Below are 15801 nucleotides of genomic sequence, written 5' to 3' on the forward strand. Positions count from 1 at the left end.
GCCCAGAAGTCAGGCACCGTTAACCCTGATTTCATTCCGGCCTGCAAAAATAGCGTCCGCCCATCTCCCGACAAGAGTAGACCCAATGGCGTTTGCATTTTTCCGGAAGCGCCTGCCAGACACGGCCGCGCCGGCGGCAGCCCCGCAGACGGCTGAGCCGGCAGCCCAGTCCGCGCCGGCTCCGGCCACTGATGCCGATTCGGCCCGGGAAATCCTGGAACTGCTGGAACTCGAGCTCGGCGCGATGATCCGCCAGCTCGAGCGCGCCGCCAATTCGGTGGCGGGGGGCGCCGAGGCAACGGCGGCGACCCTCGCCGACATCCGCCAGCGTACCGACGCGCTGACCGGGCGGACCAATGCGGCGCAGTCCAACGCCTCGAGCTTCGCCCATGCCGCCGACAAATTCACCCAATCCGCGCAAGGGATCGGCGCGCAGGTCCGCGAGGCCGGCAAGCTCGCCGATCAGGCCAGCGATGCCGCGCAGGAAGCACGCGCCAATGTCGACCGCCTGCGCGAGTCCTCCGCGGCGATCGGCAACGTCGTCAACCTGATCGCCCAGATCGCGCGGCAGACCACCCTCCTCGCACTCAACTCGACCATCGAGGCCGCGCGCGCCGGCGCAGCCGGCAAGGGCTTTGCAGTCGTCGCCACCGAAGTGAAGGCACTGGCGGTGCAGACCCAGAGCGCGACGGAGGAGATCTCCAAGAAGATCGACGCACTGCAGCGCGACGCCGCAGGCTCCGCCGACGCGGTGCATCGGATCTCGCAGGCGATCGAGGCGATCCGCCCGGTGTTCGACACCGTCAACGGCGCGGTGGCCGAGCAGAACGCCACCACCAACGAGGTCTCGGGCAACGCGAGCAGCGCCTCGCAATTCATCATCGCGGTCGGCGAGAGCGCGGCCGAGATCGACGCGGCGACCAAGGCGGCCGAAACCCATGGCGAAAACGTCGCCAGCGCCGGCAAAGCCGTGACGACCTTCGCACAGAAGCTGAAATCGCGCTGCGCCGTGCTTCTCAAGCAGAGCGAGCACGACGACCGCCGCAAGACCGAGCGGCTGCCCTGCCATCTCAAATTCGACGGCGCGCGCGGCGTGTTGCCGGTCTATGAGATCGCGATGGACGGCGTCTTGATCGGCGGAGCGGAAGCAGGCCGGCTCGCGCCGCAAGCGATCATCGACGGCAGCCTCGAAGATATCGGCGCCTGCCGCCTGCGCGTGATCGAGCAATCCAAGGCCGGCGCCCGCACGCAGTTCGTCAGCCCCAATGCCGAGCTGCGCGAAAAGATCGAAGACAAGCTCTGGTCGATCCACGAGGAGAATACCGAGTTTGTCACCCGCGCGATGGAGGCGGGCAACGCGCTGACAAAGATCTTCGAGCAGGCCGTCACCCGCGGCGAGGTCAAGATGGATGACCTCTTCGACACGGATTACGCGGAGATATCAGGCACCAACCCGCAGCAATACCGCACGAAATATCTCGACTGGGCCGACCGCGCGCTGCCGCCATTCCAGGAAGCGTTCCTCGCCAAGGAACCGCGCATGGCGTTCTGCGCCATGGTCGACCGCAACGGCTTCCTGCCTGTTCACAACAAGATCTATTCGCATCCGCAGCGGCCGGGCGATGTCGCCTGGAACACGGCCAATTGCCGCAACCGGCGCATCTTCAACGATCCGGCGGGGCTGGCAGCCGCGCACAACCAGCGCTCGTACCTGATCCAGAGCTATGCGCGCGACATGGGGAACGGCAACACGGTGATGATGCGCGAGATCGACGTTCCGATCCGCGTGCAGGGCCGGCACTGGGGCGGATTTCGCACTGCTTACAAGCTCTAGGGCGCCTCTCGTGCACTCTCGGGCAAAACGGGGCGCGCGAATCATCCTTTAAGCTCGAGCCTGGAATGGGAATGCCGCGGAGGGCCGGCGAACGGCTCCGATTAAAGAAAGCCCGTACATGTCCCTTGCACAGGTTGCAGTGCTCGACACCGGATCCAACCGGACGCTCGCCGAACGGCTGATCGACCAGCTCGCCGACCGCATCGGCGGCCTCGGCGTCGAGCTTGCCGACATCGCCGGCAACGTCCAGGAAGTCGCCAACCGCGTCGCCAACCAGTCGGAGCGGTTCCACCACCTGCAGAAGACGGCGGAGACCATGGTCTCCGCCAACCACGACATCGCCAATGCCTCGCAGGCGGTGCAGTCGACCACTTCGGCCGCGGTTGGCGAGATCGCGCAGTCGCGCGGCGCGGTCGATACCGCGGTCAGCCACATCTCCGAACTCGTTGCAGCCGTCGAGCGCATCGAGGCGCGCCTGGCCGCCGTCGGCTCGGCGCTGGCGCAGGTGGCCAAAGTCTCCGGCTCGATCGAGGCGATCGCCAAGCAAACCAATCTGCTCGCCCTCAACGCAACCATCGAGGCCGCGCGGGCCGGCAGCGCCGGACGCGGATTCGCCGTGGTCGCAAGCGAGGTCAAGAACCTCGCGGAGGCGACGCGGCAGGCGACGCACCAGATCTCCGACACCGTGCGCGATCTCGACGGCCAGATCGAGGGCCTGATCGGCGAGAGCAGCGACGCCTCGCAGCGCGCCAAGACCGCGGGCGAAGGCGCGCAAGCGATCTCCGGCATCATCTCGCGGGTCCAGCAAGGCTTTGCTTCGGTCGAAGCCGAGATCGACAGCGTCACGCGCGCGGCGACCTCCAACCTCGGCCATTGCGACACCGTCATCAACGAGCTCAACGAGCTCGCCAAGGGCGTCGACCTTTCCTCACGCGACCTCAAGAGTGCCGACCAGCGCGTGACAAAGCTGCTCGACACCTCCGAAGACCTGATCGCGCTGATCGCCGACAGCGGCGTCGAGACCTCGGATGCGCCGCTGATCCGTGTCGTCGTCGAGACCGCCAAGCGGATCTCGGCCGAGTTCGAGGCCGCAATCGGTCGCGGCGAGATCACGCTCGACCAGCTGATGGACGAGAACTACCGGGAGATCGCTGGCACCGATCCCAAGCAATACAACACCGCCTATGTCGACTTCACCGATCGCCTGCTGCCTGCGATCCAGGACCCGATTCAGAAGTCCGATCCCCGCATCGTGTTCTGCGTTGCCTGGGCCAAGGGCGGCTACCTGCCGACCCACAATCCGAACTACCGCCTGCCGCAAGGCAAGGACCCGGTCTGGAACAACGCCAATTGCCGCAACCGCCGCCTGTTCACCGATCGCGCGGTGAAGAAGGTCGCGGCGAACACAAAGCCGTTCCTGCTGCAGACCTACCGCCGCGACATGGGTGGCGGACAGTTCGTGCTGATGAAGGACCTGTCCTCGCCGATCACGGTCCGCGGCAAGCACTGGGGTGCGTTCCGGATGGGTTTCCGGCAGAGCTAGAGTCAAATCTCGAAAACAACCCCATGCACAGTAGCGAGGGCGCAGGCAATCAACGGCTTAGCGCCTCGTCGCGGTTCGGGCGCCGACGAACCCTTGACGCGTCGGGCAAAACAGGCGCATAATGCTATTATTCCGAAATCGCCATGCGCCGTCGCCCTCTCCCGCGAGGGGAGAGCGCACAACAATCGGCCCCCTCGATTAGTCCGCCGGACATGCTCACCACTGCTCGACTTTCCCAATCGCACGAGTTTCGTCATCGCATGGTTTTGCGCATTCGCACGATGATCTGCGGCGATCAACGGCGCGCATGACGAAAAAGCGTCAAAACATGACGCCTATCATATCACTTAGCCCAAAACTGCTGCATTCATTCCTGCACAAATTCGTGAACGTCATGGCCTGACGCTTCGCATGCGCAGATATGCATTGCTGCGAATTTGAAAGCTTCATCGTTTCGCATCGGTATGATTATGGTCGCGCGAAATTTTCGCCGACGAGATCGCCGTCAGCGATCTGGCGAAGAAGGGAATGCATATGGCAACAACTCTCACCATCAACGGCGAAACGAAATCCTTCGACGCGCCACCGGACATGCCGCTGCTGTGGGTGCTGCGCGACATCTTAGGGATGACCGGCACCAAGTTCGGCTGCGGCATCGCGCAGTGCGGCGCGTGCACGGTGCATGTCGACGGCAGGGCCGTACGCTCCTGCGTACTACCAATCAGCACCGTCGCGAACCGCGCCATCACCACCATCGAGCATGTCGGCAGCACGCCTTCGGGTGCGAAGGTGCAGAAGGCCTGGTTGGAGGCCGAAGTGATCCAGTGCGGCTATTGCCAGTCCGGCCAGATCATGTCGGCCGCGGCGCTGCTGGCGGCAACGCCCAATCCAGACGATGCCGACATCGATGCGGCGATGGCCGGCAACATCTGCCGCTGCGGCACCTATGTGCGCATCCGCGAGGCCATCAAGCTCGCCGCCTCCGGCCGCCAGTCGTGAGATCCGCCATGAATGCACAGAACAGCGTCTCCCGCCGCACGCTCCTGACCGGCGGCCTTGCCACCGGCGTGCTACTCGCCTTCCATCTGCCGCTGCGCGCCGCGCCGAACGAGCCGGTGCAGAAGGACACGACCGACGGCAAATTCGCACCCAACGCCTTCATCCGCATCGACAGGAACGGCCGCACGGTGCTGATGATGCCCCAGGTCGAGATGGGCCAGGGCACCTACACCTCGATCTCGGCCGTGATCGCCGAAGAGCTCGATGCCGACTGGAGCAAGGTCGAGGTGCAGCACGCACCACCCAACGACAAGCTCTACGCCAATCCGACCTTCGGCCTGCAGGTCACCGGTAACTCGAACTCGATCCGCGCCTGGTGGACGCCGCTGCGCAAGGCCGGCGCCACCGCACGCGCGATGTTGATACAAGCCGCGGCCAGCCAATGGGGCGTCGAGCCCGCAAGCTGCACGGCATCGAGGGGAGAGATCGCGCATGCCGCGAGCGGCCGCAAGCTCGGCTACGGCGAGCTGGCGCTTGCAGCCCAAAGCCAGACGCCGCCGAAGGATGTCGCGGTCAAAGATCCCAAGGATTTCGTCCTGATCGGCCAGCCGCTGAAGCGGCTCGACACACCCGACAAGGTCAACGGCAAGGCGCTCTACGGCATCGACGCGATGCTGCCCGACATGAAGATCGCGGCGATCGCCAACTGCCCTGTGTTCGGCGGCAAGGTCGGCAAGGTCGACGACAGCGCGGCGATGAAGATCGCCGGTGTGCGCAAGGTCGTCGTGCTCGACGACGCCGTCGCCGTGATCGGCGATCACATGTGGGCGGCGAAGAAAGGCCTCGAAGCGCTCGAGATCGAGTGGAACGAAGGGCCTAACGCAAAGATCACAACACAAGACATCTGGGACGACCTCCGCAAGGCCAGCGCGAAGGAGGGCGCGGTGGCGAAATCCACCGGCGACATCGCCAAGGCGCTCGCGACCGGCGACAAGTTCGAGGCGGCCTACGAGCTACCGTTTTTGGCCCATGCCTCGATGGAGCCGATCAATGCGACCGTGCGGGTCACCAACGATTCCTGCGAGATCTGGACCGGCACGCAAATCATGACCCGCGTGCAGTCCGAGGCGGCGAAGGCCGCCGGCGTTTCCGTCGACAAGGTGATCGTCAACCAGCATCTGCTCGGCGGCGGCTTTGGCCGCAAGCTCGAGCCGGACATGGTCGTCGCCGCAGTGAAGGTCGCAAAGCAGGTCGACTATCCCGTCAAGGTGATCTGGACCCGCGAGGAGGACATCCAGCACGACGTCTATCGTCCTGTCTATCGCGACCAGATCACGGCGTCGCTGGTCGACGGCAAGGTCGCGGCGTGGAAGTACAAGGTCGCCGGCTCCGCCATTTTGGCGCGCTGGCTGCCGCCCGCGTTCCAGAAGGGCATCGACATCGATGCGATCGACGCCGCGGTCGACGCACCCTACGACTTCGCCAATTTCCACGTCGAATATGTCCGCGCCGAGCCGCTGTCGGTGCCCACCGGCTTCTGGCGCGGCGTCGGCCCAAACAACAATGTGTTCGCGGTCGAATGCGCGATGGATGAGCTGGCGCGCAAAGCCGGAAAGGACCCGATCGAATTCCGCCGGGCCATGCTGACCAAGAACCCGCGCATGCTTGCGGTACTCAACCAGGTCGCGGAGAAATCCGGCTGGGGTGAGAAATTGCCGCCGCGCGTCGGCCGCGGCGTCTGTGTGCAGCCGTCCTTCGCGAGCTTCATCGCGACCGTGGTGGAGGCCGAGATCGACGACATCGGCGAGATCGTGCTCCGCCGCGTCACCTCCGTCGTCGACACCGGCATCGCCGTCAACCCCGATACGGTGAAGGCACAGATCGAAGGCGGCTTGATCTTCGGCCTCACTGCCGCGCTCTATGGCGAAATCACCATCGACAAGGGCCGCGTGCAGCAGTCGAACTTCCACGACTACCGCATGATGCGCATCAACGAGACCCCGAAGATCGAAGTGACCGTCGTCAAAAGCGGCGAAGCCCCCGGCGGCATCGGCGAGGCCGGCGTCAACGCCGGACCGCCGGCGCTGCGCAATGCGATTCTTGCCGCGTCAGGCGTGGCGCTGCGGCGCCTGCCAATCGATCGGAAACTGCTGGCTGCGGGGAAGAAGGCATGAGCAGGACAATGCGTATCCTCGCAAGCATCGTTGTGATCGCCATCGTCGCGGTGGGGATCGGCGTATGGATCATCCGCGGGCCGGGCCCGCTCGATTTTGCCGGCGGCACGAAGGTGGCTCTGGGCGATTACAGCGCCGGCAAGCCCGCAGGCGTGCCGGCCAAGCTCGAGAAGGCAAGCCTTGTCGAACGCGGCGAATATCTCGCCAAGGCGGCGGACTGCATGGTCTGTCACACCAAGCCGGGTGAGAAGGACTATGCGGGCGGGCTCGCCTTCAAGCTGCCGTTCGGCACGCTCTATTCGACCAACATCACGCCTGACAAGGACACCGGCATCGGCAATTACAGCGACCAGGATTTCCTCAACGCCGTCCAGCGCGGCAAGCGCCATGACGGCGCGCGGCTCTATCCGGCGATGCCCTACACGTCCTACACCTATATGAGCGACGAGGACGTGCTGGCGGTGAAGGCTTATCTGTTCAGCCTGCCGGCGGTGCGCGCCAAGGCGCCCGACAATACGCTGTCGTTCCCGTTCAACCAGCGCTGGGCGATGATCTTCTGGTCCGCCGTGTTCAATCCGGACACGCGCTTTGCGCCTGATACCTCGAAGAGCCCGGAGTGGAACAGAGGTGCGTATCTGGCGGAAGCGCTGGCGCATTGCGGGGAGTGCCACACGCCACGCAATCTCGGCTTCGCGCTCGACAACCGCAAGAAGTTCGCCGGCGCCATCACCGCCGGCTGGCACGCCTTCAACATCTCTTCCGACAAGGCGACCGGCCTCGGCAACTGGAGCGATGAGGATCTGATCTCGTACCTGTCGGTTGGCCACGCGCCCGGCCATGGCTCGGCCTCGGGTCCGATGGGCGAAGCGGTCGACCACAGCTTCAGCCAGTTCGCGCCGGAGGACATCCGTTCCATCGTTGCCTACTTGCGCAGCGTGCCGCCGGTCTCCTCGCCCGACCTGCCGGCCACCACGGCGCCGGTCGCGCCGGCCTCGCACAAGGACGGCGTCACAGCAGACGCCCGTGGCAAGAAGGTGTTCGCCAGCGCCTGCGCCAGCTGCCACGGCTGGAGCGGTGAGAGCCCGGTCTCGCCGATGGCGACACTCACCGGCACCTGGGCCGTCAACGACCCCGCCGCCACCAACGTCGCGCAGATCGTGATCTCGGGCACCAAGCGCCATACGCCTGACGGTGCGCTGTCGATGCCCGCGTTCGGCAATGCGTATACGGACGACGAGATCGCGGCGGTGGCGAACTACGTCACGGCGCGGTTCGGGACGAAGGGCTCGAAGCTGACGGCGAAGGATGTGGCTGAGCTGCGGGAGCAGACGGCGGAGTAGGTAATCGGCGTGACCTGCGGCGAGATTGATGCGCGGTCGCGCGTCGAAGTCCGCTGTCGTCCCGGACAAGCGCAGCGCAGATCCGGCACCCATGCGCCGCAGCAATCGTTTTGCGAAGGCTCGGAGTGACCGGCTTCGCGCAGCAACCACTCCCTGTGGGTATGGGTCCCGGCCTTCGCCGGGACGACACCGAGTGTGTGGCGCCGCTGCTAGCTTAACCAGTCGTAGGCTGGGCAAAGCGACTTGTCCGCCGAAGCTCGAAGAGCGAAGGCGGAAGCGTGCCCACGCACTTTTTGCGAACATGGAGAGAGATCGTGGGCACGGCGCAAGTGCGCCTTTGCCCACCCTACGATTTCTGATCGTGTAGCTTCGTTCTTCAGCTCAACCAGAATTTCGGCGTCGCCGGCTCCAGTCGTCCACCGACGCGCACCGGCGCGATCTTCAGCGCGAGCCCCGTCGCATCATCGGTCTCGACCGCAACGCCGCTGAGCGTCGCAACGCCCGCGGCCGGCTCGAAGCGGCCCGACGGAATCCCCGACGTAAACCTCCGCAGCGGCTCTTCCTTCTGCATGCCGATGATGGAATCGTAATCGCCGGTCATGCCGGCATCGGTCATGTAGGCGGTGCCGCCTGACAGGATCTGGTGGTCGGCGGTCGGCACATGCGTATGCGTGCCGACGACGAGGCTGGCGCGGCCGTCGCAGAAGAAGCCGATGCCCTGCTTCTCGCTGGACGCCTCGCAATGGAAATCGACGACGATGGCATCGGCGGCAACGCCGAGCGGACAGGCGCCCAGCTCGCGCTCGAGCGCTGCAAAGGGATCGTCGAACGGGGTCATGAAGACGCGGCCCAGCGCGTTGACGACGAGGGCATGCTTGCCGTTCTTGGTCTCGACCAAGGCAGCGCCACGGCCGGGCGTGCCGCGCGGATAGTTCGCGGGACGCACCAGGCGCTCGGCGCGCTCGATGAACACCAGCGCCTCGCGTTGGTCCCAGGAGTGATTGCCCAAGGTCACCGCGTCGGCACCGGCGTCGAGAAACTCCTGATAGATCGCCTCCGTGATGCCGAAGCCGCCGGCGGAATTCTCGCCGTTGACGACGACGAAATCGAGCGACCAGTCCTTGACCATGCCGGGCAGATATTCGGCGATGGCGTTGCGACCGCTACGGCCGACGACATCACCCACGAACAGAATGCGCAACTTCAGAACTCCGGAAATCGAACACGTCGGATTCCGTTAGCACATAATCCAGCGCGACGTCGTGGGCCAGTGCCGGAACCGCCTTGATCTCCTGCGCCGCAAAAGCAAGCCCGATGCCGACGATGTTCTTGGTCTTCCGCAAATGCGCGAAGGTGAAATCGTAATGTCCCGCGCCATAGCCGATGCGATGGCCAAGACGATCGAAGGCGGCGAGCGGCGTCAGCATGATGTCGGGGATGACCTCGGCGGCCGCCGGCGACGGCTCGGGAATGCCGAGCGGGCCGAGCATCAGGCGGTCGTTCGGATGGAAGATGCGGAAGACCAGCGATTGGCCGCGCGCGGTGACGCAGGGCAGCGCCAGCCTGGCGCCGTCCTCGGCGAGCTTCTTCAGCAGCGGCAGGGGGTCGATCTCGCTGCGGATCGGCGAATAGCCGGAGACGATGCTGCCAGGCAGCAGCTTGAACGGCAGCCCGCGCTTGGCGAGCTTTGCGGCGGCGGCGGTGCGCTTCTTCTCGCTCAACGCGTCGCGCGCCGCGAGGGCTTTGGCGCGGAGTTCGGATTTGGTGTTGGTCATGTGCGCTTGCTCCGAATGCGAAGCCTTGCTCCGCCGTCATCGCCCGCGGATGCGGGCGATCCAGTATTCCAGAGACGCCAGTGATGAAACATCGACGCCGCGGCGTACTGGATGCCCCGGTCAAGCCGGGGCATGACACTGCCGGTTTGTCGTGGACAGCTAGTCGACAAGAACGCATTGCAAGCAAACAAAAGTGCGAAGCCGCAAACGCCGTTGAAGCACTCGATCCCGGAGTTCCCTACGAAAGTAGGTGGGCACCATATGTCCGGGCCCACGGGCCCGGCCAGGGACAGTTCCCTAAAGGATCGATAAGGCCCCGGGGATATATGGCTCCTGACGCGCGTCGCAGCCTCGCTCGCGCAATGTAACAACGATACTGACGAATCGCCAGCCCGGCGAGCGGGGCTCGGTGCCCACCTCTCCCCAGCGGGGAGAGGTCGGATTGCGCCTGGCGATGCGAAGCATCGTCCAGTGCAATCCGGGTGAGGGGCCGCGGCACTCAGAAGGACCGTAGGCCCTCACCCGGATCGCATCTACGATGCGATCCGACCTCTCCCTCCGGGAGAGGTGGGCACCTTTGCCGGCTCGCGCCCCTTCGCTCTAACAACTCTCACCCGATCGCAATCCCGTTGCCAACGGTCCGGTTCAGCACCTGGGTCGACTTCTCGATGCGTTCGGCGGCCGAGTTCAGCGCATTCACCACGGCGGTCTGGGTCAATCTGGCCCGCTCGACGGCGGCGTTGCGGAAATCCCGGAGCTCGACCAGCTCCTGCTCCATGGTGCGGATGCGGTTGCCGGCATCGACCAGCTCGTCGCAGACGGTCAGCGCCGCCATCACGGTGAGGCGCGCATCGCCGATCTCGCCGAACTTTCCGCGCAACGACTGGATGCGCGTCTCCAGGCTTTCGGCGAGCTTGAGCAGCCGCACCTCCTGGCCTTCCTCGCAGGCCATGCGGTATTGCCGGGCATTGATGGTGACGTTGATGTGGCTCATCCGTCCTCTCCGGTATCGAGCACCGAGCGTATCGTGACGATCGCGGAATCCAGCCGGTCGGAGATTTCGCGATTGGTGCGCTCGAGCTTGCGCGCCTTCACCAGCGCACCATCGAGCTCGTCGGCAAGGCGCGAGCGGTCCGCGCCCAGCGCCTGGATTCGCGTCGCAAGCTCGTTCTCGTCGCGATCGGCATCGCGCCGCCGCTCCACCGCGCTTTCGAGCGCGTCGAGCGCCGCCGTGAGTCTGCGGGTCGCGATCTCGATCTCGACGGCGGAGGACTCCGTCATGGCAGAGCTTTTGGATACGCGATCGTTCATGCAGTCAGCGGCGGAACCTGTGGGCCTTGCCCGTGGCCTTTACCTCAGGGACTTGCCGGCCGGCAAAAGACTCGGTTCGGCAAGCGGTTAGAAGCAGAAATTTACGTGGCAAGCTAGCGAATCGCAACGCCGCCGCGAAACTATGCACCGCTAAGCAGCGTTTACCGCCAAACAGACGTTTGACCACCTTGGACTCCCGGAACCGAGATGCTATCCCAGCCGCGACCCCAGCGGCCGAAAGGCTCCTTTCCGCGCGGGCGAACTGCCGCCAAGCGCCTCATTTCAGACGGATTTCAGACATGACGCAGGTCGACCACAACCGCATGGCCAACGCGATCCGCGGCCTCTCGATGGACGCTGTCGAGAAAGCGAAATCGGGCCATCCCGGCCTGCCGATGGGCGCCGCCGACATCGCCACGGTGCTGTTCACGCAGTTCCTGAAATTCGATGCGGCAGCCGTCGACTGGCCCGACCGTGACCGCTTCGTGCTCTCGGCCGGCCACGGCTCGATGCTGCTCTATTCGCTGCTGTACCTCACGGGCAACGCCGCGATGACGCTGGATCAGCTGAAGAACTTCCGCCAGCTCGGCTCGCTGACCCCGGGTCATCCCGAGAACTTCCACACCAAGGGCATCGAGACCACCACCGGTCCGCTCGGTCAGGGCATCTCGACCGCGGTCGGCATGGCGCTCGCCGAGAAGATGCTCGCCGCCGAGTTCGGCAAGAAGATCGTCGACCACCACACCTATGTGCTCGCCTCCGACGGCGACCTGATGGAAGGCGTGTCGCAGGAAGCGATCGCGATGGCCGGCCACTGGAAGCTCGGCAAGCTGATCGTGCTCTACGACGACAACGGCATCTCGATCGACGGCCCGACCTCGATCGCCGACTCGGTCGACCAGGTGAAGCGCTTCAAGGCGTGCGGCTGGGCCGCCGAGAAGATCGACGGCCATGACCAGGCCGCGATTGCAGCTGCGATCACCCGCGCGCAGAAATCCAACAAGCCGACGCTGATCGCCTGCCGCACCACCATCGGCTTCGGCGCGCCGCACAAGGCCGGCACGGCGAAGGCGCATGGCGAAGCGCTCGGCGCCGACGAGCTGAAGGCCGCCAAGGAAAATCTCGGCATCTCGCTCGAGCCGTTCTCCGTGCCCGATGACGTGCTGAAGGCCTGGCGCGCAGCAGGCAGCCGCGGCGCCACGGCTCGGCAGGAATGGGAGGCACGGCTCGGCGAGCTCGGCAGCCGCAAGCGCGCCGAGTTCGAGCGCCGCCTGCGCCACGAGCGTCCTGCTTCGCTCGCCAAGGCCGTGCGCGCCTACAAGAAGGAGCTGCTGGAAAAGCCGATGAATGCGGCGACCCGCAAGTCGTCGGAAGCCGTGATCGAAGTGATCGCCGGCGCGATGCCGATGGAATTCCTCGCAGGCTCCGCCGACCTGACCGGCTCCAACAACAACAAGGCGAAGTCTGCGACCGCCTTCTCGGCGAAGACGCCGAAGGGCCGCTTCATCCACTATGGCATCCGCGAGCACGGCATGTGTGCCGCGATGAACGGCATCTTCCTGCATGGCGGCTTCGCACCGAACGGCGCAACCTTCCTGGTGTTCACCGACTACGCGCGGCCCGCGATGCGCCTCGCCGCGCTGATGGGCGCCGGCGTCGTCTACGTGATGACGCACGACTCCATCGGCCTTGGCGAAGACGGCCCGACCCACCAGCCGGTCGAGCACCTCGCAGCGCTGCGCGCCATCCCCAACATGCGCGTGTTCCGTCCCTGCGATGCCATCGAGGTCGCCGAGTGCTGGGAGCTTGCGCTGAATCGCGTGGACGGTCCGACCGTGCTGGCACTGACGCGGCAGAACCTGCCGCAGCTCCGCACCACTGCGCCGAACGAAAGTCCCTGCGCGGCCGGCGCCTACGAGCTGGTCGCCGCCCAGGGCGAAGCCAAGGCGACGCTGTTCGCCTCCGGCTCCGAGGTCGAGATCGCGGTGGCCGCCCAGAAGCAGCTCGCCGAGCGCGGCATCCCGTCGCGTGTGGTCTCGGTGCCCTCGCTCGAACTGTTGTTAGCGCAACCAGAGGCCAAGCGCGCCGCCATCATCGGCAACGCGCCGGTCAAGGTCGCAATCGAGGCCGCGGTGCGCTGGGGCTGGGATGCCGTGATCGGCCAGGATGGCGAATTCGTGGGCATGCATTCGTTCGGCGCGAGCGCACCGGCGAAGGACCTTTACAAGCACTTCGGTATTACCGCCGAGGCCGCAGTTAACGCTGTGCTGAAGCGCGTTTCCTGAGAGTTGAGCTTGCCAAAAAAAAGGACTACGTAAGGTCCCATATGATCAAGCACCGCCCGGCCGAACCGGGCGTCCGCCTCTAAAAAACCCTCGCAGGCGCGCAAAGCGCGTTGTGCGGGATGATGGGGTCATTGAACAGCCGTCACTGAACGGTCATAAGGAGACGAAACATGGCAGTCCGCGTTGGAATTAACGGTTTTGGTCGCATCGGCCGCAACGTCCTGCGGGCTATCGCCGAGTCCGGCCGCAAGGACATCGAGGTCGTCGGCATCAACGATCTCGGCCCGGTCGAAACCAATGCTCATCTCCTCCGCTACGACAGCGTTCATGGCCGCTTTCCCGGCACGGTGACCGTCGATGGTGACTCGATCAATCTCGGCAGCGGCAAGATCAAGGTGACCGCCGAGCGCGATCCCTCGAAGCTGCCCTGGAAGGATCTCGGCGTCGACATCGCGCTGGAATGCACCGGCATCTTCACCTCCAAGGACAAGGCCTCCGCGCATCTCGCCGCCGGCGCCAAGCGCGTGCTGGTCTCCGCACCCGCTGATGGCGCCGACGCCACCATCGTCTTCGGCGTCAACCACGAGACGCTGACCAGGGATCATCTGGTCGTCTCCAACGGCAGCTGCACCACCAACTGCCTCGCGCCGGTCGCCAAGGTGCTGAACGATCTCGTCGGCATCGAGACCGGCTTCATGACCACGATCCACGCCTATACCGGCGACCAGCCGACGCTGGACACGCTGCACAAGGATCTCTATCGCGGCCGCGCGGCGGCGATGTCGATGATCCCGACCTCGACCGGTGCTGCGAAAGCGATCGGCCTCGTGCTGCCCGAGCTGAAGGGTAAGCTCGATGGTGTCGCGATCCGCGTGCCGACCCCGAACGTCTCGGTCGTCGACCTCAAGATCGTCGCCAAGCGCGCCACCGACGCCAAGGAAATCAACGCGGCGATGAAGCGCGCCAGCGAGCAGCAGCTCAAGGGCGTGCTCGGCTACACCAGCGCGCCGAACGTCTCGATCGACTTCAACCACGACCCGCATTCCTCGACCTTCCACGAGGACCAGACCAAGGTGCAGAACGGCACGCTGGTGCGCGTGATGTCCTGGTACGACAACGAGTGGGGCTTCTCGAACCGCATGGCCGACACCGCCGTTGCGATGAGCAAGGTGATCTAACTCCGCAGCGATTTGGTCATTCCGGGATGGTCCGAAGGACCAGACCCGGAATCTCGAGATTCCGGGTTCGCGCTACGCGCGCCCCGGAATGACAATCCAAGTGGTGAGATATCCCATGACCAACAAATTCCGCACCCTCGACGACGTCGACGTGAAGGGCAAGCGCGTGCTGCTGCGCGTCGATCTCAACGTGCCCATGGACAATGGCCGCGTCACCGACGCGACCCGGCTCGAGCGCGTCGCGCCGACCATCAATGAAATCGCCGACAAGGGCGGCAAGGTCATCCTGCTCGCGCATTTCGGCCGGCCGAAGGGCCGCGACCCCAAGGAATCGCTCAAGCCGGTTGCGGAAGCGCTGTCGAAGGTCGTGAACAAGCCGGTCGGCTTCGCCGACGACTGCATCGGCGAACCCGCGGCCAAGGCGGTTGCGGCGTTGAAGGACGGCGACATCCTCTGTCTGGAAAACACCCGCTTTCACAAAGAGGAAGAGAAGAACGATCCGGCCTTCGTCGCGGAGCTGGCAAAGCTCGGCGACATCTGGGTCAGTGACGCCTTCTCGGCGGCGCACCGCGCTCACGCCTCGACCGAAGGCCTCGGCCACAAGCTGCCGGCCTATGCCGGCCGCACCATGCAGGCCGAGCTCGACGCGCTGGAGAAGGCGCTGGGCTCGCCGACCAAGCCCGTCATCGCCATCATCGGCGGCGCCAAGGTCTCGACCAAGATCGACCTGCTGGAAAACCTCGTCACCAAGGTCGATGCGCTGGTGATCGGCGGCGGCATGGCCAACACTTTCCTGCACGCCCAGGGCGTCGGCGTCGGCAAGTCGCTGGCCGAGAAGGATCTCGCAGCCACCGCGCTGCGCATCATGGAGAAGGCGGAAGCCGCCAACTGCGCCATCATCCTCCCGGTCGACGCCACCGTCGCCTATCATTTCGCGGCGAACGCGCCCTCGCATGCTTACGGGCTCGATGCGATCCCGGCCGACGGCATGATCCTCGACGTCGGCCCGCAATCGATCGTGCGCGTCCAGGCCGCGATCGACGATGCCGCCACGCTGGTCTGGAACGGACCGCTCGGGGCCTTCGAGATGCAGCCGTTCGACCGCGGCACCGTCGCGGCCGCCAAGCACGCGGCCGAACGAACGAAGGCGAAAAAGCTGATCTCGATCGCGGGCGGCGGCGACACGGTTGCGGCGCTCAACCAGGCCCACGTGGCCGGTCAATTCACCTATGTCTCGACCGCCGGCGGCGCGTTTCTTGAATGGATGGAAGGCAAGCCCCTGCCCGGCGTCGAAGTGCTTCGCACCAAGTAACTTGGCAGCAAGTAATCAAACGGCAGGAAACAAGCGGCCCTCAGGCCCAA

Annotated in this window: 12 protein-coding genes and 1 other RNA gene; 8 read left to right on the forward strand and 5 right to left on the reverse strand. The window is 65.2% G+C overall.

Features of this window, described 5'->3' with window-relative positions:
- Positions 1-85 precede the first annotated feature (85 nt).
- The 5 genes from L6639_RS17815 to L6639_RS17835 all read left to right on the forward strand — a co-directional run bounded on the left by L6639_RS17815 (position 86) and on the right by L6639_RS17835 (position 7890).
- Positions 86-1834, forward strand: coding sequence for a methyl-accepting chemotaxis protein (locus L6639_RS17815; RefSeq protein WP_237863025.1), 1749 nt, complete (start codon positions 86-88; stop codon positions 1832-1834).
- A 118-nt stretch (positions 1835-1952) separates the two neighbouring features.
- Positions 1953-3377 carry a methyl-accepting chemotaxis protein gene (locus L6639_RS17820; protein ID WP_237863026.1) on the forward strand — a complete coding sequence of 475 codons (1425 nt, stop codon included), beginning with the start codon at positions 1953-1955 and terminating at the stop codon, positions 3375-3377.
- A gap of 534 nt (positions 3378-3911) precedes the next feature.
- A complete protein-coding gene (locus L6639_RS17825) occupies positions 3912-4376 on the forward strand; it encodes a (2Fe-2S)-binding protein (protein ID WP_237863027.1) in 465 nt (154 codons plus the stop codon).
- A gap of 8 nt (positions 4377-4384) precedes the next feature.
- A complete protein-coding gene (locus tag L6639_RS17830) occupies positions 4385-6550 on the forward strand; it encodes a xanthine dehydrogenase family protein molybdopterin-binding subunit (RefSeq protein WP_237863028.1) in 2166 nt (721 codons plus the stop codon).
- Positions 6547-7890, forward strand: coding sequence for a c-type cytochrome (locus L6639_RS17835; RefSeq protein WP_237863029.1), 1344 nt, complete (start codon positions 6547-6549; stop codon positions 7888-7890). The genes L6639_RS17830 and L6639_RS17835 overlap by 4 nt, the downstream gene beginning before the upstream one ends.
- A 376-nt stretch (positions 7891-8266) precedes the next feature.
- Here L6639_RS17835 and L6639_RS17840 read toward each other — a convergent pair whose 3' ends face one another.
- From L6639_RS17840 to L6639_RS17860, 5 genes are all read right to left on the reverse strand, one after another.
- Positions 8267-9091, reverse strand: a complete 825-nt coding sequence (locus L6639_RS17840) for a TIGR00282 family metallophosphoesterase (protein ID WP_237863030.1) — start codon at positions 9089-9091, stop codon at positions 8267-8269.
- Positions 9069-9665: a 5-formyltetrahydrofolate cyclo-ligase gene (locus tag L6639_RS17845; protein WP_237863031.1), complete on the reverse strand. Its 597-nt coding sequence runs from the start codon at positions 9663-9665 to the stop codon at positions 9069-9071. Before L6639_RS17845 ends, L6639_RS17840 begins: the two co-directional genes overlap by 23 nt.
- A gap of 194 nt (positions 9666-9859) precedes the next feature.
- Positions 9860-10020: non-coding RNA, 6S RNA (gene ssrS, locus L6639_RS17850), on the reverse strand.
- A 255-nt stretch (positions 10021-10275) separates the two neighbouring features.
- Positions 10276-10659: a cell division protein ZapA gene (locus L6639_RS17855; RefSeq protein ID WP_128949809.1), complete on the reverse strand. Its 384-nt coding sequence runs from the start codon at positions 10657-10659 to the stop codon at positions 10276-10278.
- The gene (locus tag L6639_RS17860; protein WP_084292232.1) at positions 10656-10946 is read right to left on the reverse strand and encodes a DUF4164 domain-containing protein; all 291 of its coding nucleotides are present in this window, start codon (positions 10944-10946) and stop codon (positions 10656-10658) included. The genes L6639_RS17855 and L6639_RS17860 overlap by 4 nt, the downstream gene beginning before the upstream one ends.
- Before the next feature lie 329 nt (positions 10947-11275).
- On the opposite strand from L6639_RS17860, the gene tkt reads away from it, so the two are divergent.
- The 3 genes from tkt (at position 11276) to L6639_RS17875 (ending at position 15751) form a co-directional block, all read left to right on the forward strand.
- Positions 11276-13261, forward strand: a complete 1986-nt coding sequence (gene tkt, locus L6639_RS17865; RefSeq protein ID WP_237863032.1) for a transketolase — start codon at positions 11276-11278, stop codon at positions 13259-13261.
- A gap of 170 nt (positions 13262-13431) precedes the next feature.
- Entirely contained in the window at positions 13432-14439 is a 1008-nt protein-coding gene (gap, locus tag L6639_RS17870; protein ID WP_237863033.1) for a type I glyceraldehyde-3-phosphate dehydrogenase, read from the forward strand.
- A 115-nt stretch (positions 14440-14554) separates the two neighbouring features.
- Positions 14555-15751, forward strand: a complete 1197-nt coding sequence (locus L6639_RS17875; protein ID WP_237863034.1) for a phosphoglycerate kinase — start codon at positions 14555-14557, stop codon at positions 15749-15751.
- Positions 15752-15801: the final 50 nt, after the last annotated feature.

The sequence above is a fragment of the Bradyrhizobium zhengyangense genome (genome assembly GCF_022012555.1).
Lineage (GTDB): Bacteria > Pseudomonadota > Alphaproteobacteria > Rhizobiales > Xanthobacteraceae > Bradyrhizobium > Bradyrhizobium zhengyangense.

Coding starts and splice junctions, on each gene's coding strand:
- L6639_RS17855 (WP_128949809.1), bottom strand. CDS start 10,659: ATGAGCCACATCAACGTCACCATCAATGCCCGGCAATACCGCATGGCC.
- L6639_RS17830 (WP_237863028.1), top strand. CDS start 4,385: ATGAATGCACAGAACAGCGTCTCCCGCCGCACGCTCCTGACCGGCGGC.
- L6639_RS17820 (WP_237863026.1), top strand. CDS start 1,953: ATGTCCCTTGCACAGGTTGCAGTGCTCGACACCGGATCCAACCGGACG.
- L6639_RS17815 (WP_237863025.1), top strand. CDS start 86: ATGGCGTTTGCATTTTTCCGGAAGCGCCTGCCAGACACGGCCGCGCCG.
- L6639_RS17835 (WP_237863029.1), top strand. CDS start 6,547: ATGAGCAGGACAATGCGTATCCTCGCAAGCATCGTTGTGATCGCCATC.
- L6639_RS17825 (WP_237863027.1), top strand. CDS start 3,912: ATGGCAACAACTCTCACCATCAACGGCGAAACGAAATCCTTCGACGCG.
- L6639_RS17860 (WP_084292232.1), bottom strand. CDS start 10,946: ATGACGGAGTCCTCCGCCGTCGAGATCGAGATCGCGACCCGCAGACTC.
- tkt (WP_237863032.1), top strand. CDS start 11,276: ATGACGCAGGTCGACCACAACCGCATGGCCAACGCGATCCGCGGCCTC.
- L6639_RS17845 (WP_237863031.1), bottom strand. CDS start 9,665: ATGACCAACACCAAATCCGAACTCCGCGCCAAAGCCCTCGCGGCGCGC.
- L6639_RS17875 (WP_237863034.1), top strand. CDS start 14,555: ATGACCAACAAATTCCGCACCCTCGACGACGTCGACGTGAAGGGCAAG.
- gap (WP_237863033.1), top strand. CDS start 13,432: ATGGCAGTCCGCGTTGGAATTAACGGTTTTGGTCGCATCGGCCGCAAC.